The organism is Granulibacter bethesdensis, from assembly GCF_001889545.1.
GTDB lineage: Bacteria > Pseudomonadota > Alphaproteobacteria > Acetobacterales > Acetobacteraceae > Granulibacter > Granulibacter bethesdensis_B.
Map to the genome: position 1 here is coordinate 485,093 of NZ_CP018194.1, position 25,578 is coordinate 510,670.

At 63.1% G+C, this 25,578-nt stretch carries 21 protein-coding genes and 1 other RNA gene; all 22 read right to left on the reverse strand.

The window, feature by feature from the left end:
• Window positions 1–2: 2 nt before the first annotated feature.
• Window positions 3–1,700 (reverse strand): DNA repair protein RecN, encoded by a 1,698-nt coding sequence (gene recN / locus GbCGDNIH8_RS02180; RefSeq protein ID WP_072571929.1) that lies wholly within the window; start codon window positions 1,698–1,700, stop codon window positions 3–5.
• Window positions 1,701–1,740: 40 nt separating this feature from the next.
• Complete coding sequence (locus tag GbCGDNIH8_RS02185) at window positions 1,741–2,613, reverse strand: outer membrane protein assembly factor BamD (protein ID WP_072571930.1); 873 nt, start codon at window positions 2,611–2,613, stop codon at window positions 1,741–1,743.
• A 99-nt stretch (window positions 2,614–2,712) separates the two neighbouring features.
• On the reverse strand, window positions 2,713–3,669 hold the full coding sequence (lpxC, locus tag GbCGDNIH8_RS02190; protein WP_216634471.1) for a UDP-3-O-acyl-N-acetylglucosamine deacetylase: 957 nt from the start codon (window positions 3,667–3,669) through the stop codon (window positions 2,713–2,715).
• Between the two features lie 227 nt (window positions 3,670–3,896).
• Window positions 3,897–5,522 (reverse strand): cell division protein FtsZ, encoded by a 1,626-nt coding sequence (gene ftsZ / locus GbCGDNIH8_RS02195; protein WP_072571931.1) that lies wholly within the window; start codon window positions 5,520–5,522, stop codon window positions 3,897–3,899.
• Window positions 5,523–5,577: 55 nt separating this feature from the next.
• Window positions 5,578–6,876: a cell division protein FtsA gene (ftsA, locus tag GbCGDNIH8_RS02200; protein ID WP_025319628.1), complete on the reverse strand. Its 1,299-nt coding sequence runs from the start codon at window positions 6,874–6,876 to the stop codon at window positions 5,578–5,580.
• Window positions 6,873–7,787, reverse strand: a complete 915-nt coding sequence (locus GbCGDNIH8_RS02205) for a cell division protein FtsQ/DivIB (protein WP_253736082.1) — start codon at window positions 7,785–7,787, stop codon at window positions 6,873–6,875. Before GbCGDNIH8_RS02205 ends, ftsA begins: the two co-directional genes overlap by 4 nt.
• The gene (locus GbCGDNIH8_RS02210; RefSeq protein WP_072571932.1) at window positions 7,775–8,698 is read right to left on the reverse strand and encodes a D-alanine--D-alanine ligase; all 924 of its coding nucleotides are present in this window, start codon (window positions 8,696–8,698) and stop codon (window positions 7,775–7,777) included. The genes GbCGDNIH8_RS02205 and GbCGDNIH8_RS02210 overlap by 13 nt, the downstream gene beginning before the upstream one ends.
• On the reverse strand, window positions 8,695–9,621 hold the full coding sequence (gene murB / locus GbCGDNIH8_RS02215; protein ID WP_072573549.1) for a UDP-N-acetylmuramate dehydrogenase: 927 nt from the start codon (window positions 9,619–9,621) through the stop codon (window positions 8,695–8,697). Before murB ends, GbCGDNIH8_RS02210 begins: the two co-directional genes overlap by 4 nt.
• The gene (gene murC / locus GbCGDNIH8_RS02220; protein ID WP_072571933.1) at window positions 9,621–11,066 is read right to left on the reverse strand and encodes a UDP-N-acetylmuramate--L-alanine ligase; all 1,446 of its coding nucleotides are present in this window, start codon (window positions 11,064–11,066) and stop codon (window positions 9,621–9,623) included. The genes murB and murC overlap by 1 nt, the downstream gene beginning before the upstream one ends.
• The gene (gene murG / locus GbCGDNIH8_RS02225) at window positions 11,063–12,217 is read right to left on the reverse strand and encodes an undecaprenyldiphospho-muramoylpentapeptide beta-N-acetylglucosaminyltransferase (RefSeq protein WP_072571934.1); all 1,155 of its coding nucleotides are present in this window, start codon (window positions 12,215–12,217) and stop codon (window positions 11,063–11,065) included. The genes murC and murG overlap by 4 nt, the downstream gene beginning before the upstream one ends.
• Window positions 12,214–13,335 (reverse strand): FtsW/RodA/SpoVE family cell cycle protein, encoded by a 1,122-nt coding sequence (locus GbCGDNIH8_RS02230; protein WP_072571935.1) that lies wholly within the window; start codon window positions 13,333–13,335, stop codon window positions 12,214–12,216. Before GbCGDNIH8_RS02230 ends, murG begins: the two co-directional genes overlap by 4 nt.
• Complete coding sequence (gene murD, locus GbCGDNIH8_RS02235; RefSeq protein WP_072571936.1) at window positions 13,335–14,723, reverse strand: UDP-N-acetylmuramoyl-L-alanine--D-glutamate ligase; 1,389 nt, start codon at window positions 14,721–14,723, stop codon at window positions 13,335–13,337. Before murD ends, GbCGDNIH8_RS02230 begins: the two co-directional genes overlap by 1 nt.
• Complete coding sequence (mraY, locus tag GbCGDNIH8_RS02240; protein ID WP_072571937.1) at window positions 14,720–15,808, reverse strand: phospho-N-acetylmuramoyl-pentapeptide-transferase; 1,089 nt, start codon at window positions 15,806–15,808, stop codon at window positions 14,720–14,722. The genes murD and mraY overlap by 4 nt, the downstream gene beginning before the upstream one ends.
• On the reverse strand, window positions 15,808–17,208 hold the full coding sequence (locus GbCGDNIH8_RS02245) for a UDP-N-acetylmuramoyl-tripeptide--D-alanyl-D-alanine ligase (protein ID WP_072571938.1): 1,401 nt from the start codon (window positions 17,206–17,208) through the stop codon (window positions 15,808–15,810). Before GbCGDNIH8_RS02245 ends, mraY begins: the two co-directional genes overlap by 1 nt.
• Complete coding sequence (locus GbCGDNIH8_RS02250) at window positions 17,205–18,677, reverse strand: UDP-N-acetylmuramoyl-L-alanyl-D-glutamate--2,6-diaminopimelate ligase (protein ID WP_081369029.1); 1,473 nt, start codon at window positions 18,675–18,677, stop codon at window positions 17,205–17,207. The genes GbCGDNIH8_RS02245 and GbCGDNIH8_RS02250 overlap by 4 nt, the downstream gene beginning before the upstream one ends.
• Window positions 18,664–20,697 (reverse strand): peptidoglycan D,D-transpeptidase FtsI family protein, encoded by a 2,034-nt coding sequence (locus GbCGDNIH8_RS02255; protein WP_072571940.1) that lies wholly within the window; start codon window positions 20,695–20,697, stop codon window positions 18,664–18,666. The genes GbCGDNIH8_RS02250 and GbCGDNIH8_RS02255 overlap by 14 nt, the downstream gene beginning before the upstream one ends.
• A 4-nt stretch (window positions 20,698–20,701) precedes the next feature.
• Window positions 20,702–21,631, reverse strand: a complete 930-nt coding sequence (gene ftsL / locus GbCGDNIH8_RS02260) for a cell division protein FtsL (protein ID WP_072571941.1) — start codon at window positions 21,629–21,631, stop codon at window positions 20,702–20,704.
• On the reverse strand, window positions 21,628–22,617 hold the full coding sequence (gene rsmH, locus GbCGDNIH8_RS02265; protein ID WP_072571942.1) for a 16S rRNA (cytosine(1402)-N(4))-methyltransferase RsmH: 990 nt from the start codon (window positions 22,615–22,617) through the stop codon (window positions 21,628–21,630). Before rsmH ends, ftsL begins: the two co-directional genes overlap by 4 nt.
• An 11-nt stretch (window positions 22,618–22,628) precedes the next feature.
• On the reverse strand, window positions 22,629–23,099 hold the full coding sequence (gene mraZ / locus GbCGDNIH8_RS02270) for a division/cell wall cluster transcriptional repressor MraZ (RefSeq protein WP_072571943.1): 471 nt from the start codon (window positions 23,097–23,099) through the stop codon (window positions 22,629–22,631).
• A gap of 392 nt (window positions 23,100–23,491) precedes the next feature.
• Window positions 23,492–23,943: RNase P RNA component class A (gene rnpB / locus GbCGDNIH8_RS02275), an RNA gene on the reverse strand.
• Between the two features lie 32 nt (window positions 23,944–23,975).
• The gene (locus GbCGDNIH8_RS02280) at window positions 23,976–24,728 is read right to left on the reverse strand and encodes an N-acetylmuramoyl-L-alanine amidase (RefSeq protein ID WP_072571944.1); all 753 of its coding nucleotides are present in this window, start codon (window positions 24,726–24,728) and stop codon (window positions 23,976–23,978) included.
• A 2-nt stretch (window positions 24,729–24,730) separates the two neighbouring features.
• Window positions 24,731–25,561: a TerB family tellurite resistance protein gene (locus GbCGDNIH8_RS02285; RefSeq protein WP_072571945.1), complete on the reverse strand. Its 831-nt coding sequence runs from the start codon at window positions 25,559–25,561 to the stop codon at window positions 24,731–24,733.
• Between the last annotated feature and the right edge of the window lie 17 nt (window positions 25,562–25,578).

The following is a 25,578-nucleotide window of genomic DNA, read 5'->3' on the forward strand; positions in this document are numbered from 1 at the left end:
TGTCATGGTCTCGCCAGCAGATCGTCAGCGGCGGCGCGGGCCGCCTCGGTAATGGTTTCGCCTGATAGCATCCGGGCAATTTCCTCTCGCCGTTCCGCTCCGATCAGAACCTCGACCGTGGTGGCAGTGCGGTCTTTGGTCACCGATTTGGCCACACGAAGATGCGCCTGACCGCGCGCGGCCACTTGCGGGCTGTGTGTGACGACCAGCACCTGGCTGTGCCGGGCCACCTGTGCCAGCCTTTCACCGACAGCGGCGGCCGTTGCCCCGCCAATGCCGGAATCGACCTCATCGAAGACCAGTGTCGGCACGGTGGAGCGGCTGGCCAGCACCACTTTCAAAGCCAGCATGAGCCGGGACAGTTCCCCGCCCGATGCGACTTTCGCCAATGGTCCCGGCGGCTGCCCCGGATTGGCGGCAATCAGGAAGGCGATGCTGTCCTGACCGGCTTCTCCCCATTGCCGTTCCGGCAGGGTTTCGATCCGGGTGAAGAAACGGGCGCGTTCCAGCTTCAGTGGTGGCAGTTCGGCATTGATGGCCCGTTCCAGCTGGGTGGCGGCCTGTTGCCGTGCCGCGCTCAGGGTGGCGGCGGCCTCCAGATAGGCCTGGCGTGCCCGGTTTTCCTCCACTGTCAGCGCGGCGATGGCGTGATCGCCGCTTTCCAGTGCGGATAGTCGCTGGCGCAGTGTTTCCAGCAGGCCCGGCAGTTCCAGCACTGTCACATTGTGCTTGCGGGCCGCGGCCCGGAGCGCGAACAGCCGTTCCTCGATATGTTCAAGTTGCCGGGGATCGGCATCGGAATCGTTGATCAGCCGGCTTAGCAGCATCTCTGCTTCGGCGAGCGCTTCTTCCGCCCTTTCCAGCGCGGCCAGAGCCGGGGCGGTCGGCAGATCTGCTCCCTGATCCTCTCCCTGGAGGGGTGTGGAGGCCCTTTGCAGGGACCGCGTGGCCGCCCGCAAGGCAGCGGCAGGACCAGCCGAGCGCCGGTCACGCGGTGTCAGCTCTGCCAGAGCGGCGGCGATCGCTTCTCCTCGCCGTTCCGCCTGCTGAAGCCGGGTGCGCTCGGCGGCAAGTTGAATGTCCTCCCCTTCCTGAGGGGCCAGTGAAGACAACTCGTTGGCGGCATGTGTCAGCCAGTCACGATCCCGTTCGGCTTCTTCCAGTGCGATGCGGGCTTGTGAAAGACGCTCGATCACCGTGCGCCAGTCAGCCCAGCGGGAGGCAACCGCTGTTTGCAGGGAGGGATCGATGCCGAACGCATCCAGCATCGGCCCATGCATTGCGGGATCAGCCAGACCCATTTGCTCATGCTGACCCTGAACTTCAACCAGCAAGGCACCCATACGGCGCAGCAACGCGATGCTGACTGGCTGGTCATTGACGAAAGCCCGCGATCGTCCGTCCTTGCCGAGGATACGGCGTATGACCAGTTCATCTTCTATTTCCAGCTCATGCTCGGCCAGCAGGGCTTCGACCGGATGGGATGGTGGTGGGGCGAAACACGCTGTCACCGAGGCCTGCTCAGCCCCGGCGCGCAGCAACCCGGCCTCGGCCCGTGCGCCCAGCGCCAGACCGAGACTGTCAAGCAGGATGGATTTACCGGCTCCGGTCTCGCCGGTCAGAACGGTCAGGCCGGTGCTGAACGTCAGATCCAGACGTTCGATCAGCACCACATCCCGGATCGAGAGCGCCGTCAGCATCGGGAGGAACCCCGTTCAGGAAACGCCAGCCACCATTCCGTCAGAATACGGAGTGCCACATGCGGGAGAAGAAACCGGGACCGTTGGTACCGGCGCGGGGAACCGGCTCCCCCTTCACCAGATTTTCGGCGGCGAGATCATCCCAGCTACTCTGATACCAGGAACTGCCGGGATAATTGTGTCCCAGCACCGCAGCCGTGCGGCGTGCATCGCTGCGCAGACCCAGCAGCAGATACAGCTCGGTCAGGCGGTGCAGGGCTTCGGGAACATGATTGGTCGTCTGGTATTCCTTGACGACGGTCTGGAACCGGTTGATGGCGGCGGCATAGAGATGTTCCCGCTCATAATAACGCCCGATTTCCATTTCCTTGCCGGCCAGATGGTCCCGGCATAGATCGATCTTCAGGCGGGCATCGCGGGCATAACCGCTGTCCGGGAAGCGGGAAACCACTTCCTGAAGAGCATTCATGGCATCCTCTGTGCCTTTCTGATCACGCTGGATATCCGCGATCTGCTCATAAAAGGACAGGGCGCGGAGATAGTAGGCGTAGGCAATGTCCTTATGCGTTGGATGCAGCTGGATGAAACGGTCCAGCGAACCGATCGCATCCATATATTTATGTTCCAGATACTGCGAATAACCCTGCATCAGCTGGGCATTCGCCGCCCATGACGAGTAGGGATAATATTGCTGAACGGCATCGAATTGCTGGGCCGCCGTATTGTAGCGGTGGTCCTGCATGGCATCGACGCCAGTATTATACAGTTCCTCGACTGACATTTTTGCCGGATCGAGCTTGGCCAGTTCGTCATCTTTGCTGCTGCCGCACCCGCTGGCGAGTAGGGGAAGAAGCAGGGCTGCGCTGATGCGGCGAGCCGCCTTTGCGCGCGCGAAGGATGAGAGAAGCACCATGGACACCGACTGATCTGTGAGACGCACCTTACCGCGCTTATAGCACGGACTGGCGCGGGGCAAGCCGTTGTCGCAGGACAGGGCTGGCGGGGAGGGGTATCAGGCGGCGGAAAGCCAGCCCATTATGTCGGCGGAAACGGTCTGCCAGGCGGATCCGTCGCTCAACAGAGCGTGCAGCAGGCGGTTATTGAGGGCGTGACCGGTGCGATGCCCCACAAAACGACCGATCAGAGGGCGTCCGGCCATGGCCAGATCGCCCACCACATCCAGCATCTTGTGGCGCACGAATTCATCCGGCATGCGCAGGCCTGCGGGGTTCAGTATCTGATCGCCATCAACCACGATGGCATTATCGAGACTGCCGCCACGAGCCAGACCGGCTGCACGCATGGCCTCAATTTCTTTTGCCATGGTGAAGGTGCGTGCACTGGCCAGATCATGACGGAAATTATCCGTGTCCATCGTCATGGTCAGGGCCTGCCGTCCGATTGCAGCTTCATCAAATTCGATCGACAGAGAAAGGGAAAAACCGCTTTCCGCAGGGTGCAGTTCGGCGAAGGCATTCCCCGCCTCGACCCGAACAGGCTTCAGAATCCTGATGCTGAGACGGGATTCGGATTGTTCTTCGGTCCCGGCACAGTCGATCAGGAACATGAACGGTGCGGCAGAGCCATCAAGGATCGGCACTTCCGGCCCGTCAATTTCAATCAGCAGATTGTCGATACCCTGCGCGGCCAGCGCGGCCATCAGATGTTCGACGGTCCCGACGCGCGCATCCGGGCGGCCTGGTGCAGTCAGAAGGGTACACAGCCGTGTATCGGTCACATTGTTGAAAGATGCTGGAATATCAATGCCGAGATCGGTGCGGCGGAATACAATACCTGTTCCCGGTGCAGCGGGGATCAGCCGCAGCCGTACCGGTGCGCCACTGTGCAGCCCGTGACCGACACAATCAATCGGCGATTTCAGGGTTACCTGCCGTTTGCCCGGTGTGGAAGAAGGGCTGGAAAGGGAGGCAGGCGAAAATCCGCTCGGCATTCCCGTCATTCCATCCATTCCTGTGCCCTTTCCTGTCATCACTATCCCGCCCGACCTGCTACGCATATGACCGTGCTGGAAGGATTGAAGTCCGTGCCCACCCATCAATAAAAAGGCCGGCAGAGGAAAGCTAACGCGCTTTGCCCTGCCGGCCAATTCAAGGATTATTTCTGACTATTACGCTATAAATGACTGATTTTCAAAGATTTTGTATCAGTTTATTACATGCGGTCAGGCTTTGTTACTCAGGAGGACTGGCGGCGCAGGAAGGCCGGAATATCCAGTCCTATTTCTTCTGTTGCCGCTGGCCGGACAGAGGGGCGTGCCTGCTGGTCGGGCGCGGCATGATTATCGGCAGCCTGCTGACCATCATGCAACACGGGTTCGGTACGGGGCGGCTGCGGCGCAACCGGGGCTTCATGGGCGCTGCCACCTCCCATGCTGCGGCGGATAGCGCCGGTCACTACATTGAAGATGCTGCTGCGTGCCGGTGCGGCCTGGGGGGCAGAGGAGGGCTCCTGCGTGAACAGACCACGCGGTGCGCTGGCGGGTAGCGGCGCGCGCGGTGCTTCAGGATCCGTTCCGGCATAGCCATGCACATGACCGGTCGCAGGCGGCGGCGACTGGACGAAAGGTGTCCGGGCCGGAGCGGTGGGGGAGGGAGCTTGCGGAGCCTGATGCTGATGCACCGGAGCAGCACCCTGTGCGGGGAAAGGTGCCGCTTCTGCCGGAGCATAATGGCCGGGCTGATAGGCGGCGAAGGCGGCAGCCTCAGCCTGCTCGGCAGACTGCGCTGACAGGGAGGGGCCGGACGAGACGGCATCGACCGGCATGGCCGCGCCACCACCGACAGCCACCAGACGGGGACGTTCGGAGGACAGGGAAGACATGTGATTGGCCGGGCTGTCGATGCCGGTGGCCACGACCGAGACCCGCACCTTGCCGTTCAGGCTTTCGTCAATGGCAGAGCCAAAGATGATATTGGCTTCCTCGTCCACTTCCTCACGGATGCGGTTGGCGGCCTGATCGACCTCGAACAGCGTCATATCCTCGCCGCCGGTGATATTGATCAGCAGGCCGCGTGCGCCGCTCATCGACGTGTCTTCCAGCAGAGGGTTGCTGATGGCCAGCTCGGCGGCGCGGATGGCGCGGTTTTCGCCGTCCGCCTCGCCAGTGCCCATCATGGCCTTGCCCATTTCGGCCATGACGGTGCGGATATCGGCGAAGTCCAGATTGACCAGACCCGGTGCCACCATCAGATCGGTCACACCGCGCACGCCCATATAAAGAACATTATCGGCCATCTTGAACGCTTCTTTCCAGGAGGTGCGCTCATTGGCCAGGCGGAACAGGTTCTGGTTGGGGATGACGATCAGCGTATCGACATATTGCTGAAGCTCTTCGATCCCGGCCTCGGCAGATTTGGCGCGGCGGCTGCCTTCGAAGCTGAAAGGCTTGGTGACGACTCCAACGGTCAGGATGTTGCGTTCCCGTGCCATGCGCGCGATCACCGGCGCAGCCCCTGTGCCGGTGCCACCGCCCATGCCGGCGGTGATGAACACCATATGGGCACCGTCCAGATGCCGGTACAGCTCATCAGCGGCTTCCTCGGCGGCGGCGCGGCCGATTTCCGGCTTGGCTCCCGCGCCCAGCCCCTGCGTGATGTGCGGGCCAAGCTGCACGCGGCGATCGGCGCGGCTGTGCATCAGCTGTTGCGCATCGGTATTCGCAACGACGAAATCGACGCCGGCCAGATTGAGCGCGATCATATTGTCAACCGCGTTCGTACCGCCGCCGCCTACGCCGATAACGGTAATGCGCGGGGTGAAATCTGTGTGCATCTGCTGCGGGATGGTCAGGTTCAGAGTCATGGGCGGTCTCCCCCCTTGGGCGCTGGCTGGACGAAATGGGTGACAGGAACAGGCATCAGACCCGCTCCTTCAGAAAATTGACGAAGCGGCGCACCAGGCCGGTTGGACGCTCCGCCTCAAGATCGAGATCATGCATGCTGCGACCCTGCCCGGCGGCCCAGGCGAGCAGCCCGGCTGCGGTGGCGAAGGCAGGGCCGGATGCATTATCGGGCAGGCCGCGCAGATTATGCGGCCTGCCCTGTCTTACTTGCTTGTTCAGGATGGCGGCCGCCATTTCCCGAACGCCGGAAAGCTGGCTTGCGCCGCCCGTCAGCACGACACGGGCGCCGGAGGCGCGACCAAGGCCGGAGCTTTCCAGCCTTTCACGCACCAGCTCGAACGTTTCTTCGAGCCGGGGCTTGATAATGGAGACGATGGTGCTGCGCGGCACCTTCGTAATGTGTTCTTCGTCTTCCCCGACCAGAGGCACCGGCAGCATTTCTCTCTCATCGTCGGGGGAGGCCTGCGTGCTGCCGTACAGCGTTTTCAGCCGTTCGGCATGCGCAACCGTGGTGGATAGCAGGCGGGCTATGTCGTTGGTGACATGCACGCCGCCAATCGGCAACTGGGCGGTATGCAGCACCTGTCCTTCTGCAAAAACAGCCATTCCAGTGGTTCCGCCGCCCATATCGATAACGGTGGCCCCCAGTTCACGCTCATCATCCACCAGGGTGGACATGGACGCCGCCATCGGTGCGGACACCAGTTCGGCAATGTCCAGATCGCACCGACCGATGCAGGCGCTGAGATTACGCAGCGCGGTGTTGGTCGCATCGATCACATGCAGCCGTGCGGTCAGTGTGTCACAGTGCATGCCTCTGGGATCGGCCACACCACCCATCTCATCCACTGCAAAATTGAGCGGCATCGCATGGAGCGTTTCCCGTCCTTCCGTCATGGCGCGGGAGCGGCCTTCCTGCACCACGCGGCGGATATCGGCATCGGTCACCGGTCTGCCGCCCACGGGCCACTGCACATTGAACAGCCTGCTCTCCGGCTGACCGCAGGAGAGGTTGACGGTCACGCTGCGCAGCCGTGTATCAGCCATATCTTCGGCCTGACCGACCGCCGCGCGAATGGCACGTTCGGCTTCATCCAGATCAGTCACGCCACCACCACGTACGCCCCGTCCTTTCTGCCAGCCGAAGCCCAGCACACGCAGGGTGCCGTCGGCCTCGGCACGACCGATCACGCAGGCAATCTTGGTGGTTCCTATATCGAGCACGCCGAACGGTCCGCTACGGAAATGGCGATTCCGTGGCAGTGTTTCAGGACCAGCCGAGGGCTGATGCAGATGGCGGGCGCTGTCGCTCACGTCTGCCTCCGCACGGTCCGGATGGCGGGTTTTTCCGTGATTGCCTCGGAACGGGGGCGCAGCACCATGCGGTCAGGCAGTCGCAGATCCACCGATTGCAGCGGCCGGTCGAGCAGTTCATGCTCCTTCTGAAGGGCTGCCAGACGTCTGATAGCCTCCAGCGGATGATCCTCCGGCAGCAGCACGTCGGTTCCGTTCTGGAGCCGGAGATTCCAGCGGCGCTCATTGACCCGGACGGCGGCGATGACGTGGGCTTTCACCTCCGGCTCGGTCTTCAGCGCATCCAGCAGCGTGGTGGCGGCGGCAGGGGCGCCCGCCCCGACCACCAGCGGCAGGGTACGGAAAGTGGCGACATCCTGGTCGGCCACGACCTGGCCATCCCGGTCGATCAGCACGAATTTGCCCTGATTCTGCCAGATGGCGAAGGGACGGCGTTCAGTCAGCTTGACTACGATGGTACCGGGCAGCCGCCGCTCTACCGAGGCATTTTCAACCCAGGACAGGGTTTCGATGCGCTGTCTGGCTTCCGCGACCGAGAAACCAAGCAGCGGATCGCCTTTACGCACACCAAGCGCCGCATTCAGCAGCGGCTCCGGCGTGTTGGAGCGGCCTTCGATCACGATATCCTGAATGCGCATGCCGAGGGCGGCTGTGTGATCCCCCAGCATTTTGCGCAGGCTGGCCAGTGTGGCGGAGGCTCCGTTCCCGTTGATATTGGGTTGTGGTGCAGCGATATGCAGCAGCATGCCGATTCCCACGACGGCGCTGATTCCCAGCACGCCCCAGCCCAGAGGGCGCAGCAGCCGGCGTTGCCGCCGCAGCAGGATGGTCATGCGGGCAGGCCGGTCCTGCATGCGCCGATCTTTGGAAGAGGATGCGCGCCGTTCGCGCGTCCGGGTCACGCGCGACATGTTGCCTGCTCCACCATCCATCGGCACAGGGAGACGAAGTCCACCCCCATCAGGGCTGCCTGTTCCGGCAGCAGGGAGGTCGGTGTCAGACCCGGCTGGGTGTTGACTTCCAGCAGCACCAGACGCCCCGGCTCGCCGCGTGTGTCGTCATAGCGGAAGTCCGAACGGGTTGCGCCCCGGCATCCCAGCGCATGATGGGCCGCCAGAGCGACATCCAGCGCCCGCTGGAATGCATCCGGGTGCATCTGGGCGGGCAGGATATGGCGGGAGCCACCTTCGGCATATTTGGATTCGTAGTCATAGAAGGCGGAGCGCGGCCTGATATCCGTGACCGTCAGGGCGCGATCATTCAGCACCCCCACGGTCAGTTCCCGGCCGGGGATATATTCCTCGACCAGCGCCTGTCCGCCGAAGCTCCAGCCACGGGCAATTTCTGTGCGCCGGTTATCGCCCTCATGCAGGATATGCACCCCCACCGCCGAGCCTTCATTGGCCGGCTTGATCACAAAGGGGCGCGGGAGCGGGTCCTGTTCCGCCAGTTCCTCGACCGTGACCAGCCTGCCTTCGGCAACCGGCAGCCCGGCGGCCAGAAAGGCGGTCCGTGCAGCGGCCTTGTCCATCGCAATGGCGGAAGCGCGCACGCCGGAATGGGTATAGGGAATGTCGAGCCAGTCGAGCACGCCCTGAATGGCGCCATCTTCGCCGAAACGGCCATGGAGCGCATTGAACACTACATCCGGCGCGGGGGTCAGGGCGGCGATGGTATCGCGCAGATCAGTACCGACTTCGACCGGTGTGACCTCATAGCCGGCTTCACGCAGGGCAGCGACGACCTGCTGACCGGAGACGAGGCTGACGGCCCGTTCTTCGGAGATGCCGCCATACAGAACCGCAACGCGTCTGACGCTCATGACTGACACTCCGGCTGATGGAACGGGATTCCGATCCGTTTGATTTCCCAATGCAGGGTCATGCCACAGCTGCTCTGCACCCGTTGCCGTATTTCTTCGCCCAGCCCCTCCAGATCAGCGGCGGTGGCGTCCCCCGTATTCAGCAGGAAGTTGCAATGCTTTTCACTGACCTGCGCGCCCCCACGGCTCAGGCCACGGCAGCCGGCTGCGTCGATCAGTTCCCACGCTTTTTGCCCGTCCGGATTGCGGAATGTGGAGCCGCCGGTACGCGCCCGCACAGGCTGGGCCGCATCGCGGGCGGTGCGTATGTCCTGCATGCGGGCAATGATGTCGGTGGTATTGCCGGGGCGGGTCCGCAGGCGCGCCCGTACCACGGCACAGCCCGGCGGCAGGGCGGCATGGCGATAGGACAGCGAGAGGCGGGACGCTTCCAGCCGGATGATGTCGCCATCCAGCGCCAGTTCCACCCAGTCCAGCACAGATGCGATATCGCTGCCATAAGCGCCTGCATTCATGGCGATGGCGCCCCCAATCGTGCCGGGAATACCGCACAGAAATTCCAGCCCGGCCAGACCTGCCTGCGCTGCATGTTCAGCCACGGTTGCATCCAGTGCTGCGGCCCCTGCGATCATCCCGTCGCCATCGGTGGTGATCTCGTTGAAACCGCGTCCCAGCTTGACGGTAATCCCCGGCAGCCCGCCATCCCGGATAATCAGGTTGGATGCCGCGCCGAGCATCGTCATGGGCACCGCATTGCTGATGCGCCGCTGCAGGGCGCACAGATCATCCGCGTCCGCGGGTCGAAACAGGGTTTCGGCCTGTCCGCCTACCCGGAACCAGGTTTGCGGTGCCAGCGGCGCAGCATGCGTCACCCGTCCGCGCAGGGCGGCGAAGACGTCCGGGTTCTGCTGCGCCGAAACGATCATCTTCCGCTCCCTGTCCTGCGGATTCTGCTGTTTTTCGCCTGTAGTGCGGCGAGTTCTTCCGGAAGTGTCTGCGCCCATGCGGTGATGTTGCCTGCGCCGAGGCAGACCACGAAATCACCGGGGCGCGCTATGGCATGGATCATCTCGGCAAGATGCTCCGGACCGGGGAGTGGTACAACACTTTTATGCCCGCTGGTGCGCAGGCCATCGACCAGACTGTCACGATCCACACCCTCAATCGGAGATTCGCCTGCATTATAGACATCCGCAACGATGACGGTACCAGCATCATTCATGCAGGTACAGAATTCATTGAACAGACTGGCAAGACGGGAGTAGCGGTGCGGCTGTACCACCGCAATCACATCGCGGGCACCGGCCTGCCGGGCAGCCCGCAACACGGCAGCAATTTCCACCGGATGATGGCCGTAATCGTCGATGATTGTGATGCCACCGGTTTCCCCGGTTTTCGTAAAGCGCCGTTTCACGCCCTTGAACGATGCAAAGGCGCTTTGCAGCACGGAATCGGAAATCCCCATTTCCACCGCGACAGCAATGGCGGCCAGCGTATTGGCGATATTATGCTCGCCGAGCATCGGCAGGCGCAGCGGAGGCGTGCGGCGGGTGCGGCGTGTCTGCCGGTCGGTGATCACGACCTCGAAAGTCGCCCCGAATTTATCGGTATTGATACGCTCGGCCCGCACATCGGCCTGTGGCGAGAACCCGTATGTGACGATCCGGTGATCTGAAAGCTGCGGGATCATTTTCTGCACGGTCGGATGATCGATGCACAGAACTGCAAAGCCGTAGAACGGGATATTGCTGACGAATTGCTGGTATCCGGCCTCCATGGCCTCGGCGGTGCCCCAATGGTCCAGATGCTCCGGGTCCATATTGGTCACCACGGCGATCACGGCAGGCAGACGCAGGAAGCTGCCATCGCTTTCATCAGCTTCGACCACCATCCACTCGCCCGCGCCGAGCCTGGTGTTGGTGCCGTAGGCATTGATGATGCCGCCATTGATGACGGTGGGATCAAGCTGGGCCGCTTCAAGCACCGCGGCGATCAGGGAGGTCGTGGTGGTCTTGCCATGGGTGCCGCCCACGGCCACCGCCCATTTCAACCGCATCAGCTCCGCCAGCATCTCGGCGCGGCGCACCACCGGGATCAGCTTTGCGCGGGCGGCGGCGACTTCGGGATTGTCACGCCCGACGGCGGAGGAAATCACCACCACCTGCGCATGACCGAGATTGGCGGCCTCATGCCCGATCATCACCTGAATGCCCGCTTTCCGCAGTCGTCGCACATTCTGGTTGTCGCTGATGTCGCTGCCCTGCACGGCATAGCCAAGATTGTGCAGCACTTCTGCGATGCCGGACATGCCGATGCCGCCGATACCGACGAAGTGAATCGTGCCGATGGTCAGTGGCAGCGCCCTCATGATTTCTTCTCCCCCTTGTAGTCGCCCTGGGGCGCACGGGCTGTATCCAGACTTTGTTCCACCGTGTCGGCAAGCCGTGCCACGGCGTCTTGCATACCAAGGCGGGCCGCATGGCTGGCCGCACTGGCAAGGGTGCCCGGTTCGGCCAGCAGCCCGGCGATGCGGGCTGCCAGCGTATCCGGGGTGAAATCCGGCTGACGGATCATCCAGCCACCCTGCGCATCAGAGAGGATGCGGGCATTGGCGGCCTGATGGTCATCAATGGCCCCCGGCAGGGGCACCATGATGGCCGGTCGCCCGATTGTTGCCAGTTCGGCGACGGTGGAGGCTCCAGCACGGGCGATCACCAGATGCGCGCCTGTCATCAGGGCTGCGACATCGGTGAAAAACGGCGCCAGAATAGCTTCGATTCCGCAGGCCGCATAGGCCGTGCGTACGCGATCGATATCCTCTGCACGGCATTGCTGTGTCACCCGCATGCGCTGCCGCAGGGCTGGGGGTAACAGCGCGAGGGCGGCAGGGACCACATCGCTCAACACACGCGCACCGAGTGATCCGCCCAATACCAGGAAATTGATCGCCCCCTCCGCGCCGGGCGGTGTGTAGGGTGTGCCTGCCAATGCGGCGATGGCAGGCCGGACCGGATTGCCGGTCACCAGAGTTCTGGTGCCTGCCGGAACATGGCTGGTGCTGGCGAAGCTGAGGGCGAGGCAGCGAGTCTGGCGGGCCAGCAACCGGTTGGCGCGCCCGAGCACGGCGTTCTGTTCATGCAGGATGACGGGAACGTTGCGGGCGCGCAGCCTGGCCCCCAGCACGGGCGGAATGCAGGGATATCCGCCGAAGCCGACGATGCAGCCAGCCTCCAGCCTGCGCAGCAAGGCTCCGGCTTTCACAACGCCGCGCCCCAATGCGATCACCGCCTGGCCGGCCCGCCGGATGCCGCGCCCTGCAATCCCGGCCCCCGGCAGCACGAAGCGATCCGTATCCGCAAATACGGCGCTGGTCAGTCCGCCGGAGCGGGCATCCGTCATCAGCACGATCCGCCGTCCGCGCCTTTTCAGCTCGGCGGCCAGCGCCTCGGCCGGGAAGAAATGGCCGCCTGTACCGCCTGCGGCGATGATGACCGGGCGCTGTGTCTGATCGCGCCTCATGACACATCTCCATGATGGCGCTTGCGGGTCAGGGCCAGCAGCATCCCCATCCCGAGCGAAATCGCGATCACCGAGGAGCCGCCATAGGAGACAAAAGGCAGAGTCATGCCCTTGGTCGGGATCAGATGCAGGGTGGAGGCCATGTTGACGAAAGCCTGCAACCCGAAGCTGGTGACCAGCCCGGCAGAGGCGAGCACGATGAACAGATCCTGCTCCCGCATCAGACGCAGCAACTGCCTGATGACGATGAAGGCAAAAATCAGCACGATGACGCTGCATATCACCATGCCGAACTCTTCGCCCGCCACAGCGAACACGAAATCGGCATGGGCATCGGGCAACTGGTTTTTCACATAGCCTTCGCCGGGGCCGCGCCCCAGCAGGCCGCCATTGCCAAATGCTTCCAGCGCCTTGTCCACCTGATAGCTGTCGCCGGATTGCGGATGCAGAAAGCGCTCCACGCGGCTGCGCACATGGGGGAAGAGTGTGTAGGCCGCCAATCCCGCCCCGGCAAAGCCACCGACACCGATCAGCACCAGCAGCATGTTCAGCCCCGCAATGAAAAGCTGGGCGAAAAACACGGAGGACAGCACTGCCAGCATACCGATATCCGGCTGTGATTTCAGCAGCATGGCCATCACCAGAAACAGCCCGACTGCCACCATCGTGCCGGGAAAACCACGGCTGCGCTTGCCCTCCGCGATCAGCCATGCGGCCACAACGGCAAAGGAGGGTTTCAGGAATTCGCTTGGCTGCAAGGCCATGCCGGGCAGGGCGATCCAGCGTCGGGCCCCTTTGATCTCCACCCCATGCACCAGCGTCATGGCGGTGAGCAGGATGGCACCCGCACAGGCCACCAGCGCCAGCCTGCGGATATTGCGCGGGGTCAGCAGCGAGGTGGCGACAACAGTAACCGATGCAAGCGCCAGAAAGATCACCTGCTTCAGGATGAACATGTCGCGGTTTTCGCCGATGCGCTCCGCTACGGCGGGGCTGGCGGCGAGCATCATGACATAGCCGAACCCGATCAGCGTGCTGACAGCCAGCAATGTCCAGCGATCGACCGTCCACCACCAGCGGCCCAGCAGGGATGTGTCGGTGCGGGACAGGCTCGGCATCAGGCGCCTCCCCCGATCTGCTGCTGCACCAGGCTGCGGAAATGATCGCCGCGGGCCTCGAAATTCGCGAACTGGTCGAAACTGGCGCAGGCAGGGGAGAGCAGCACGACGCCGCTGCCAGTTTCCTTTGCGCGTGTGGCGGCCATGGTGACGGCGTTGTCCAGCGTACCGACATCGGTATGCGGAACACCATGCGCCCGCAATGTTTCGGCAAATATCGGCGCATCCCGCCCGATCAGCAGCGCATGCGCTACACGCGGCAACAGGGGGGCCAGATCCTCGATACCGCCTTCCTTGGCGATGCCACCGGCAATCCAGATGATCCGTTCATGGCAGATCAGGGCGCGGGCGGTAGAATCCGCATTGGTCGCCTTGCTGTCATTGATCCACAGAATGCCATCCGCCTCGGTAATGCGTTCCTGACGATGGGGCAGGCCGGGGAAGCTGGCGATGCCCGCCGCAACCTGCTCACGCTTCACACCCAGAAAAAGCGTGATTGCCGCTGCGACCGCTGCATTCTGGGCATTATGAGCCCCGGGGAGTGACGCAGCTTGCGCCATGGACAGGATCGGGCCGTGCGTGTCGGTCAGGATGCCGAACTGCATGCCGTATTCGGCTTGCGTATCGCCGCACAGCGCACCTGAAACCAGCGCTATGCGGGCGGGATGGCCATCTTTCCGGAGCGTCTCTGCCATAGCGGTGGAAAGCGGATCGTCGATGCCGAGTACAGCGAGATCAGCCCCGGTCTGGCGCTGGAAAATCTCCCGTTTGGCCGTTTCATAACCTGCCATATTGCCATGGCGGTCGATATGATCCGGGCTGAGATTGAGCATGGCGGCGGCATCGAAGCGCAGGGTCTGCAACCGCTCCAGCATGTAGCTGGACATCTCCAGCACATAGACACCGTTATCAGGCAGCAGGGGCAGTGCCAGCGCGGCAGGCCCCAGATTGCCTCCGGCCGCAACCGGGCAGCCCGCTTCCCGCAGGATATGCGCGGTCAGTGCGGTGGTGGTGGACTTGCCGTTGGTGCCGGTGATGCCGACGAAACGGGCGTGGGATCCGCTCAGGCGCACGGCCTGATACAGCAGCTCGGCATCCGACAGTACCGGCACACCGGCCTGCAAAGCTGCTGTGGCCACGGGATGTGGTTTTGGCAGGTGATGCGGAATGCCGGGGGACAGGATCAGCGCATCCAGCCCCTCGATCGAAAGGGGGGAGACGGTCAGTCCGGCATTGCTGGCTTCGCTCCGCGCTGCTTCGCCGTCATCCCAGACGGTGACATCCGCACCCATCGCCATCAGCGCCTGGGCGGCCGGCAGACCATTCCGGCCCAGCCCGAGCACTCCGTAACGCCTGCCCTTCAGCAGTATGTCGGGAAAGCGGCTCATCGGATTTTCAGCGTTGCCAGCCCGGCCAGTGCCAGGATGAAGGAGATGATCCAGAAGCGGATCACGATGGTGGATTCAGGCCAGCCCTTCTTCTCGAAATGATGGTGCAACGGCGCCATCAGGAACACGCGCCGGCCGGTGCGCTTGTACCAGAACACCTGCACGATGACAGAGATGGTTTCCACCACGAACAACCCGCCGACAATGGCCAGCACGATTTCATGCTTGGTGGCGATGGCGACACCCCCGAGTGCGCCACCCAGTGCAAGGCTGCCGGTATCGCCCATAAATACGCGGGCCGGGGGCGCATTGAACCAGAGAAAGCCCAGTCCGGCACCGATCAGGGAGGAGCAGAATACGGTCAGTTCCCCGGTGCCTGCCACTTCATTCAGTTGCAGATAGGTGGCGAAGACATGATTGCCGACCAGATAGGCGATCAGGGCAAACACGCCGGCGGCGATGATGGTGGGAACAATCGCCAGCCCGTCCAGCCCATCGGTCAGATTGACGGCGTTGGAGGCCCCCATGGCGACCAGCATGCCAAAAAGCGGGAAGGCAAAGCCGAGCGGAATCAGCACGTCCTTCAGCAGCGGAATGGCCAATCCGGTGGAGAGCGGATCATGCGTCAGCGACATGATCCAGATCGTTGCCACCAGCCCGATAACGGCCTGGCCGACCAGCTTGACGCGGCCGGGCAGGCCTTTGGTGTTGCGCTTGCTGAGCTTCAGGTAATCATCCGCAAAACCGATCCCGCCATAGCCGAGGGTCAGCAGCAGGACCGCCCAGACATAGCCGTTCCGCAAATCGGTCCAGAGCAGGGTGCTGATGCCGGTGGCGGCGAGGATCAGCACGCCCCCCATGGTGGGAGTGCCTTTTTTCTCCAGCAGATGGCGTTCCGGTCCGTCCTCGCGGATCGGCTGACCACCGCGCTGCACGCTTTTCAGCCAGCGGATCAGCGCGGGACCAAGCAGAAAGCTGACGATCAGCGCGGTCATACATGCCGCGCCGGAGCGGAAGGTGATGTAGCGGAACAGGTTGAACAGAAAGAACTGCTCTGCCAGCGGATGCGCGAGATCGTACAGCATCAGCGTGCTCCCTCGCGGATAGAAGATTGGGCGCGGACAGAGGATTGGGTCAGGGCATCCAGCGCTGCCGTCACGATGCGCATGCGGCTGCCGAAGGAGCCTTTGACCAGAATGACATCACCATCCCGGATAGCGGCGCTCACCACCGGAGCGAGAGAGGCAGAATCAGCTTTATGCGCTCCCCGGACAGAGGAAGGCAGGGCATCGAACAGGTGGCGCATCATGGGTCCGCAGGTAAAGGCAAGATCGGCACAGGCGGCGATGTCTTGCGCCAGACCGGCATGTTCGGCAACCGCCTGATCGCCCAATTCGAGAATATCGCCCAGAACGACGATGCGCCGTCTGGCCGGGGTCAGTCTCAGCACGTCCAGAGCGGCGCGGATGCTGGCGGAGGACGCGTTGTAGCTTTCATCCAGCAACACGGCCTGACCGTCGTTGAGGGCGAGGGAACGCTTCGCGCCGCGTCCTGCCAGCGCATGGAAATTTTCCAGTGCGGCGGCAGCCGGATGCGGGTCAAATCCGGCCGCATCCACGGCGGCGAGGGCTGCCAGCGCATTCATGGCCATATGACGGCCCGGCGCGCCGACGGTGCAGGACAGGTTTTGGCCTCGCACGACAAGATCAAGCTGTGAACTGTCCGTCGCGGCCTCGATCTGCAGCAGCCGGACCGTGCTGCGGGCGTCCGTGCCGAAGGTCATCACGCGATGGGGAGCAGCCTGCGCCATCAGGCGCGGCAGCAGCGGGCTGTCGGCGGGCATAATTGCCACCCCAGCCGCTTCCAGCCCGGAGAAAAGAGCAGCCTTTTCGTCGGCGATGGCCTCGACACTGCCGAGATGACCGATATGGGAGCGTTCGACCGTGGTGATGATGGCCACATGCGGGCGGGCCAGTGCCGCGAGTGGTGCGATTTCTCCGGCATGGTTCATACCGATTTCGACCACGCAACTCCGGGCGCTTTCCGGCAGTCGGGCGAGGGTCAGCGGCACGCCCCAATGATTGTTGTAGGAAGCATAGGCCGCATGCACCGCCCCGAATGGAGCCAGCGCAATGCGCAGCATTTCCTTGGTCGTGGTCTTGCCCACGCTGCCAGTCACGGCGAAGACGGTGCCGTGGAAGCGGTCGCGGGCAAAACGGCCCAGCGCCTGCAAGGCACTCATGGTATCGTTCACCAGCAGGCGCGGGCCAGGACCGTCACGATGGGCCAGAATACCTGCCGCACCGCGCGCCAGTGCCGCCTCGGCATGATCGTGTCCGTCGCCATTCTCTCCTTGCAGCGCCACGAAAAGATCGCCCGGTTCCAGCGTGCGGGTATCGATGGAGACGCCATGCGCATCGAAGGGCATCGAGAAGCGGCCACTGGTTGCGGCCAGCAGGGCCTCATGGGTCCAGAGCGCGCTCATGACGCCACCTGCGCTGCAAAGGTGCGGGCGACCGAGACATCATCGAAAGGATGCACCGTTTTGCCGACGGTCTGGCCCTGCTCATGCCCTTTGCCTGCGATGACCAGAACATCCCCCGGCTGAAGGCTGCGGATGGCATGGGCAATGGCTTCGGCCCGGTCGCCGATTTCCTCGGCATCGGGGCAGGCCGCGAGAATGGCAGCACGGATTTTCGCCGGATTTTCCGAACGCGGATTGTCATCAGTGACAATCAGACGGTCGGCATGGGTGCGGGCCGCTTCCCCCATCAACGGCCTTTTGCCGGGATCGCGATCTCCGCCCGCCCCGAACACGACATGAAGCTTTCCGGTAGTATGCGGCCGCAACGCATCCAGCAGACGCTCCAGAGCATCGGGCGTATGGGCGTAATCGACATAGATCGCAGCCCCGTTGGGCAGGGTGGCGGCCTGCTCCATCCGGCCGCGCACGCCGGTCAGGCGCGACAGCAGAGGCACAATGCCCCTTTTGCCAAGTGAGGCGGCAATCGTGGCAGCGGTAATGATGTTATCCGCCTGAAAACGGCCTGGCAGAGGCACGTTGATGCGGTGTGTCACGCCCTCTTCCCGGAGGGTCAGATACTGGCCCCCGGCATGCGGTTCGACCGCCAGCAGCGGCAGCGGAGAGTCTGGCGAACCCGCGATGATCAGCCTCAACCCACGCCGTCTGGCAATGCCGCGCAGCGCATCCAGCGTGACCTGATCGAGCGTGGGGGAGGCAATGGCAGGCGCGCCCGCGGGCAGCAGATCGGCGAACAGGCGCAGCTTGGCGGTGCGGTAGGCGGCTTCGGTCCTGTGATAATCCAGATGATCGCGGGTGAGGTTCGTGAAAGCGGCAGCCGACAACCGGACGCCATCCAGCCGGAACTGGTCCAGACCGTGAGAGGATGCTTCCAATGCGGTATGCTGAATCCCGGTCCGTGCCAGCATGGCCAGAGTTTGGGCCAGTGTCACCGGATCAGGCGTGGTCAGGCTGTCCTGCGGGGGAAAGCCTTCCGCGATCAGGCCGAGTGTGCCGAGGCTGGCGGCGGGGCGGCCCAGCATAGTCCAGATCTGCCGCAGAAAATCCGCCGTACTGGTTTTCCCGTTGGTGCCGGTGATGGCCGCGATGGTATGAGGCTGTGCGCCGGCCAGTCGTGCTGCCATCAAGGCCAGCAATCGGCGTGGTTCAGCATCCTGAATCATCGGGCGGGGCGGCACGCCGGGTGGCCAGGCAGTGCCGGTGGGCGCCAGAATGGCGGCCGCGCCGCGCTCCACCGCATCGGCAATAAAGCGCCTTCCATCCGTTTTCTGGCCGGGCAGAGCGGCAAAGACCCAGCCGGGCGCAACCTGACGGCTGTCGGCCGTAATTCCGCTGACATGAACGCCATTCATGCCGGTCAGGCTTGTGACCGGGGAGGCGGAAGTACCTGCCAGGAGATTACTCAGCATCATCATGACCCGCCGGTACGTCGAAACGCGCCTGGTGGCGCAGATCCCTGATATGCTGCTCCCTGAGCTGTCTTTCTGTCGGGGTGGCGACCTCCGGAGATGCCTGTTCGCGTGCGCGGCGCTTTTCGGCTGCCAGAGCGGCCTTTTCGCGGGCAGCATTGGCTTTTTCTTCGGCGGAGGACACCATGGTGCGTCGGGCCCCCGCAGGGACGGCGGGTTGAAGGGGGATGTCCAGACTGGCCTGAATGGCGGCGCGTTTGTCTTCCGGCACGGGCATCAGCCCCAGCATCGGCCCGATACGGGCGATGACACGCCCCGCCCCTGGCGCACTGACCTGCCCGGCGGTGGAGTAGCCCCCGGTTTCTTTGGTGCCGTGCGGTTCATCGAGCATGAAATAAACCGCATAGCGCGGGGCATTCATCGGAAACACGCTCATGAAGGCGCTGACATTGGCGTGTTTTTTGTAACCATGCGCGCCGATCTTTTCCGCCGTGCCGGTTTTGCCGCCGACGAAATAACCGGGCACGTCCGCGGCCTTGCCGTATCCTGCTGTTACCACCAGCCGCATCAGCTTGCGCAAGGTCGCCGAGGTTTCCGGTGACATGACGCGCGTGCCGACGGCTTCCCCGACGGGAGCCTCTTCCGGAGCCGCCAGAATGGTCGGTTTCACCAGAATTCCGCCATTGGCCAATGTCGCCGTGCCACGCACGACATGCAGCGGAGAGACCGCGATGCCGTGGCCGAAGCCCACTGTCATGGTGGTCAGCTCTTTCCAGCGGGAGGCAGGTGGCACAATCGGCAGACCTGCCTCCGGCAATTCAATGCCGATCCGCTGGAACATGCCCATGGCGCGGAGCCAGGTACGCTGTTTTTCCGGCCCTGCCGTCATCGCCATATGGGCGGCACCGAGATTGGAGGAGTACGCCAGCACTTCCGGAAAAGCCAGTGCACGATGTTTGCCCTTGAAATCCGTGATCGTGAAGCGGCCGATATGGATGTTGTTGGCTGCGTCGAAATAATCCCACAGATGGGCAGAGCCGGTATCCAGCGCCAGCGCGGCAGTTTGCAGTTTGAAGGTTGAGCCCGGTTCGTACATGCCGGTGACGGCCCGGTTGAATCGGTCATTGGCTTCGGTCTGGCCGAATGCGTTGGCGTCGTAATCGGGCAGGCTGACCATGGCGATGACTTCGCCGGTGCGTACATCCATCACGATTCCGCACGCGCCGATTGCGGTGAAGGTGGTCATGGCGGACTGGAGTTCTTCACTCAGCACGGCCTGCACGCGCACATCGATTGACAGGCGCAGCGGGGTGGTGTCCTTGCGCAGCCGATCGTCGAAAGCGCGTTCGACGCCGGCCACCCCGTGTTCATCCACGTCGACACCACCCAGAATCTGGGCCGCCACACGTCCCAGCGGATAGTGCCGCTTTTCTGAAGGCTGGAAATAGACACCGGGAATGCCCAGCGCATTCACTTTCAGCACATCCCGGGGTGTAATTTGGCGGGCGATATAGACGAACTGTTTCTGGCTGGCCAGCCGTGCCTTCACCACGTCTTCATCCAGTTGCGGCAGCACGGTTTTGAGTTTGTGGGCTGCTTCCGCCGTGTCGATCATTTCGCGTGGATTGGCGTACAGCTCGGATGTCGGCAGGGAAATCGCCAGAATCTGGTTGTTCCGGTCTACGATGGTCGCGCGCTGCACAAAGGCGGTGGGGGCGTCGGATTTATGCTCGTCTGATTTATAGGCAGTGTGGACCGGAATATGCGGCAGCATCGGCTGGAGCACGGTCGCATCTGCCAGTTTCAGCATCACGGCCGTGTAAAGGCCCAGAAATCCGAAAGCGGCAAACAGCAATCGTCCCCGTGTGCGGTCCATCAAGGCCCGGCGCGCCAGATCGGGCGCCGTGATGCGTACTGTTTCGGACGGCAGGCTGGACGGATCGGGCTGTACAAAGCCCAACCCCGCCGGGCGGCGGGGGGCAGAATCGGGTGGTGGTGCCTGGGTGCCGAAATCGTCAGTCATAGGGTCAGTAGCCGCCTCCCACCGGAACCGGAGGAGGCAGACTGGAGCCCCGGTTCATCCCGAGCGCGGAAGCCATCATCGGAGCAGCGGATGCAACCGGCGCAGCGCGGGCGACGACCATATTGCCGGATAAAGCACCCTTTGCCTGATATCCGCCGGTGTTACGCGGCGTGCCATGGGCGGCGGTCTGTAACAGAACCGGTTTGGGGGCTGCCATCGCGGGCCGTGCTGATGGCTGGGCGGGTGAGGAGCCAAACCCTGTGCCGACGGAAGCCGTTACGGTACGCGGTGTCCGGTTGTGGTTTGTGGAGGTCAGCTTCAGTTTAGCGCTATCATGCGATGTGGCTTTGCTGGCCGTATCCTGGTTCGCCTCTCTGGTCACCGTGCTGTTCATATCCCCCCCGGCATAGGCAGGTGGGGACAGCGACGCCATGCCACGCGGAGCAATTTCGCTGGCATCTTTATGGGGCTGGGTATGGCTTGGTTCTGCCGGTTCCATATTGCTGCGGGCCATCTGCGGATGCGGTGTCCGGTCCAGACGTGCCATCGGTACGGCTGTCGGGGCCACGGTCGGGCCGGACGGCACCTGAAGATCGCTCTCTGGCGGCAGCAGGTCAGGCGATGTGGCGGGCTGGCTGCCCGGCGGCACAACTGCCGGCAACCGGGCGTTCAGATCGGCAAGGGAGGCGAACTGTGTCGGCGCGGTCGGCTTCAGGTTCAGATAGCGCGTGGCCAGTTCGTTCAGGCGGTCCGGCGTGTTCAGCAGCGCCCATTCTGCTTTCAGTGTGTCTATGCGTGCGTGTACCTGTCGGGTGTCACGCTCGATCTCGGTGATCTGGCGATCCAGCATCCGGGTGCGATGCTTGGTCTGATACAGATACAGGCCGGAGATACTCGCGGCGAGCATGCAGATGCAGGTGATGGGGCGAATCATGGCGTCGTCTCCCTGCGCAGGCATTCTATTGCGCGCAGCCGGGCGCTTCGGCTGCGCGGATTGGCGGTCTGCTCGGCAGCGCCTGGGCGCACTGCCTTGGATGTGATCAGGCGAAAACGTGGTTCAGTGCGGGCAACCAGGCCACGCGGATCGTAACGGGAAGGGGAAGGGGCATGCCCGGCGGCATCGTTCATGAAACGCTTCACGATCCGGTCCTCCAGCGAATGGAAGGACACGATGACCAGCCGCCCACCCGGTTTCAGCAGGTTGGTCGCCTGCTGCAGCGCCCGTTCCAGCTCACCGAGTTCATCATTCACGGCAATCCGCAGCGCCTGAAAGCTGCGGGTCGCCGGATCAATGCCGGAGCGATCAGGCGGCACAACACAACGGATGATGGAGGCAAGACGACCGGTGGTCGTGATCGGCTCTTCTGCCCGTGCATTGACGATGGCGCGGGCGATCTGGCGGGATTTACGTTCCTCGCCCAGTTCGTAAAGAATATTGGCGATTTCTGCTTCCGGCAGCCGCGCGATCAGATCTGCCGCGGAAGTGCCTTCTCCCGCCATGCGCATATCCAGCGGGCCATCAGTGCGAAAACTGAAACCGCGGTCAGGATCATCGATCTGGAAGGAGGATACGCCGATATCCAGCACGATTCCGTCCAGCGCGTTGATACCCCGGTCGGTCAGCAGGCTTGCCATCTGGCTGAAATTGCCCTGGATCAGATGAAGCCTGTCTCGATACCGCGCGGCCAGCGCTGCGCCGCGTGTAATGGCGGCAGGGTCACGGTCGATGGCCCAGACCGTGCTGTCTTCCGCCGTATCGAGAATGGCGCGGGTATAGCCGCCACCCCCGAATGTGCCATCCAGAAACACGCCCCCCGCGGTAGGTGAAAGGGTTTCCAGAACCTCATTCAGCAGAACCGGAACATGGGTTCCAGCGGAGGAATAGCCTCCGGAATGCCCTGAAGGAGAGGCCGTACGCATGGGAAGGGCGTTCATGCGGCGCCTCCACGCGGTGTGCCGGGCAGGGTCAGTCCGCGTGCGCGGGCCCGTTCACGCGCTTCCGCCCGGCGGCGTTCTGCGGCAGCAGGCTCCCAGATCTGGAAGGTGCGGCCCAGCCCCATGAACACGACGCTGTCGGTCAGTCCGGCATGGGCGGTCAGGCTGTCGAGCAGGATGATGCGGCCTTCCTTGTCGGCATCGACCGGGAAGGCATCGGCATAAAGGGCTGCCGCAAGATCATCATGGGTTTCGCTGAACATATCCAGTTGATCGAGCGGGGTCGCAAGCGTCTGGAAAACGGGCAGTGGCCACGCCTCAATGCAGGGATGAGTGTGCGATGGGCGCAGGATGATCTGCCCATTGCCTTCGCCGAATGTCCTTAAGGCCGCACGGAAGGGGGCAGGGACGGAAACTCGTCCCTTGGCGTCCAACCTGTTCTGGTGGGTGCCAAGAAAGTGGCTCATCCGCCCAGGAACCGCCCCTCGTTGATGCGCACCCGAACCGGACCGGGCGTGCAAGATTTGTTGTCACAAAGCTCCATCCCCTGACCGAATGTCGGAGGTGGCTGCCGTCTTTACGGATGCTGATGCCCCCGTTCCCATCACTGCGGGCCCCCCGCCTTTTCTGGGTTTTCATGGGTTACCATGGGATAATATGGGCGTCAAAAGATATTCTGCACCAAAACCATGGTGATGGGCATAAAATCTTATTATTTTCCAGTTTCTTAGCGATCTCTCCGGGGGCAGGGGCCATACTGGCGCCAGCCTTCACGGCTTTGTACGAAATAGAGAGGGTCTATGCGGCTCAAAAGACGGCCAATCGGCTCAATGCGCCGTGTAGAGCAGTATGGAAAAGAAGCGCCAGACGGCCTGTAAGCCGGGTTCTGTCCACCCGTTTCCGAAGAAACGGATGAGACGGCCATTCCTCTGGGACGTACATTACTGCACGCCTCACGCGACCAACCCGGGCAGCGGAGCGGGAATGCTCCTGCGCCGGCCCATGAAATCCCATGACCTTGCGGTCCTGAGCACACGGGCCTCGCTGGCCGCCCCTATTCGGTCTTGCTCCCGGTGGGGTTTGCCCTGCCACCCCCGTTGCCGGGGGCGCGGTGCGCTTTTACCGCACCGTTTCACCCATGCCCTTCGGATCATGCCGCAGCATGGTGGAAGGGCGGTTTGTTTTCTGTGGCACTATCCCTGGGGTCGCCCCCGCCGGCCGTTAGCCGGCACCGTATTCCCGTGGAGCCCGGACTTTCCTCCAACCCCTCTGCCCGAAAGCAGGGAGATCAGCGGCCGTCCAGCCGTCTGGCAGGGGGTAGGTCGCGCAGCGGAGGGGTTCTGTCAACCGTGCCCTGCCGCACGGTCTGCTATTGCGCATGCGTGGGCGACGGTTGCGAGACGGGTAAGTGTGGCCGCATCCGCGCTTCCATCGGGCCGGTCAGGCAGGAAACGCCGTTGAAAGGCCCGTAATACCACGTCCAGCGGCAGATCGGTCCGGTAGCCGATGCGGCCCAGAAAATCCCATGGATCGTTCTGCTGCCTGGGCCTGTCCTCCAGCGGGGTGGCATCGGGCCAGACGCCGATCCCGTGCTGCGCCAGCCAGCGCCAGTCGAACAACTCGCCTGGATCCTGCTTGCGGTCCGGTGCGATATCGCTATGGGCCACAATGTGGGAGGGGGGAATAGAATGGCGCCAGACAATGGCATGCGACAGCGCCAGCACCGAGCGCATCTGGGCCTCGGGGAAAGCGCGATATCCCCATTCATGGCCAGGATTGACGATCTCGATACCGACGGAAAAATCATTCAGCCATGATCGTCCCTGCCAGTGGGAAATACCGGCATGCCAGGCCCGGTAATGTTCCTGCACGAGTCGCCAGACAGTGCCGTCTTCCTCCACCACGTAGTGGGAAGAGACTCGTGCCTCCGGATCACACAGCCGGTCGATCGCTGCCGCCGCGCTGGTCATGCCGGTATAATGCAGGACCAGCATATCGACCGCTCCCGGCGTTCCATCCGTGGCAGGGGGTCTTGCATCGTAATTGGGGCTGGGCCGTTCCCGGATGGGTGGCAGGGGGAAAGGTTCCACCGGCATGTTTACAATCCTCGCTCCCGCTTGATCCGGTCCCATGCTGCATTGACAATGGCCGCCTGATCGGAGGCTGCCTCGATCTCTGCCGGTGTAGCACCGCGTGCAGCCATGCTGTCAGGGTGAAGATCCCGCATCAGAATCTTCCAACGCTGCCGCAGCGTCGTATCATCCGCACTGCGGCTGGTTCCCAGCACCGTATAGGGGTCCGGCTCATCCGGGGCGGGGCGGGCTGATCGGGCTGTGTCCGGATCGCGGGCGCGCTCCCACGCGGCGTCATTCAGGCGAAAACCTTGTCTGACACGCAGCAGAAACGTGTTTTCGGCCCGATTGACCGGCCCGTCAGACCGGGCGATGGCGAAAAGGGCTGACAGCGTGTCTTCAAGACGGCCCTGATCATCTGCAAAGCTTTCCCCTAGTTGATCAGCATAGAAAGCAAAGGATTCGCCACTGTCCCGGGCCTGATCGAACAGATGGCCGACCTGTTTCACCGCTTCCGGAGGAATGCGGAACAACTGTCTGAATGTGTCGATTTCCACCCGTTTCACCGGCCCGTCGGCACGGGCCAGCTTGGCCGACAGCACGATGATGGAGAGTGCGTAAAGCTGTTCCTTCTGTCCGAGCAGGGCCGCAATGCGGGCCGGTCCCTGCGTGGAAAGACCACCCAGCACTTGAGCGAAAGGCAGTTTGAAACCACCCATTCCCTCTTTGAATTGCCCCGTTCCCGGAAGGATGCCCTTATCGGCTGCGTGGCCGAGCGCCGCCCCCATCATGGCGCCGAACGGACCGCCCACTGCGAAACCGGCGACACCGCCGAGGATTTTACCCCAATAACTCACGTGATTCCGTCCAAGGT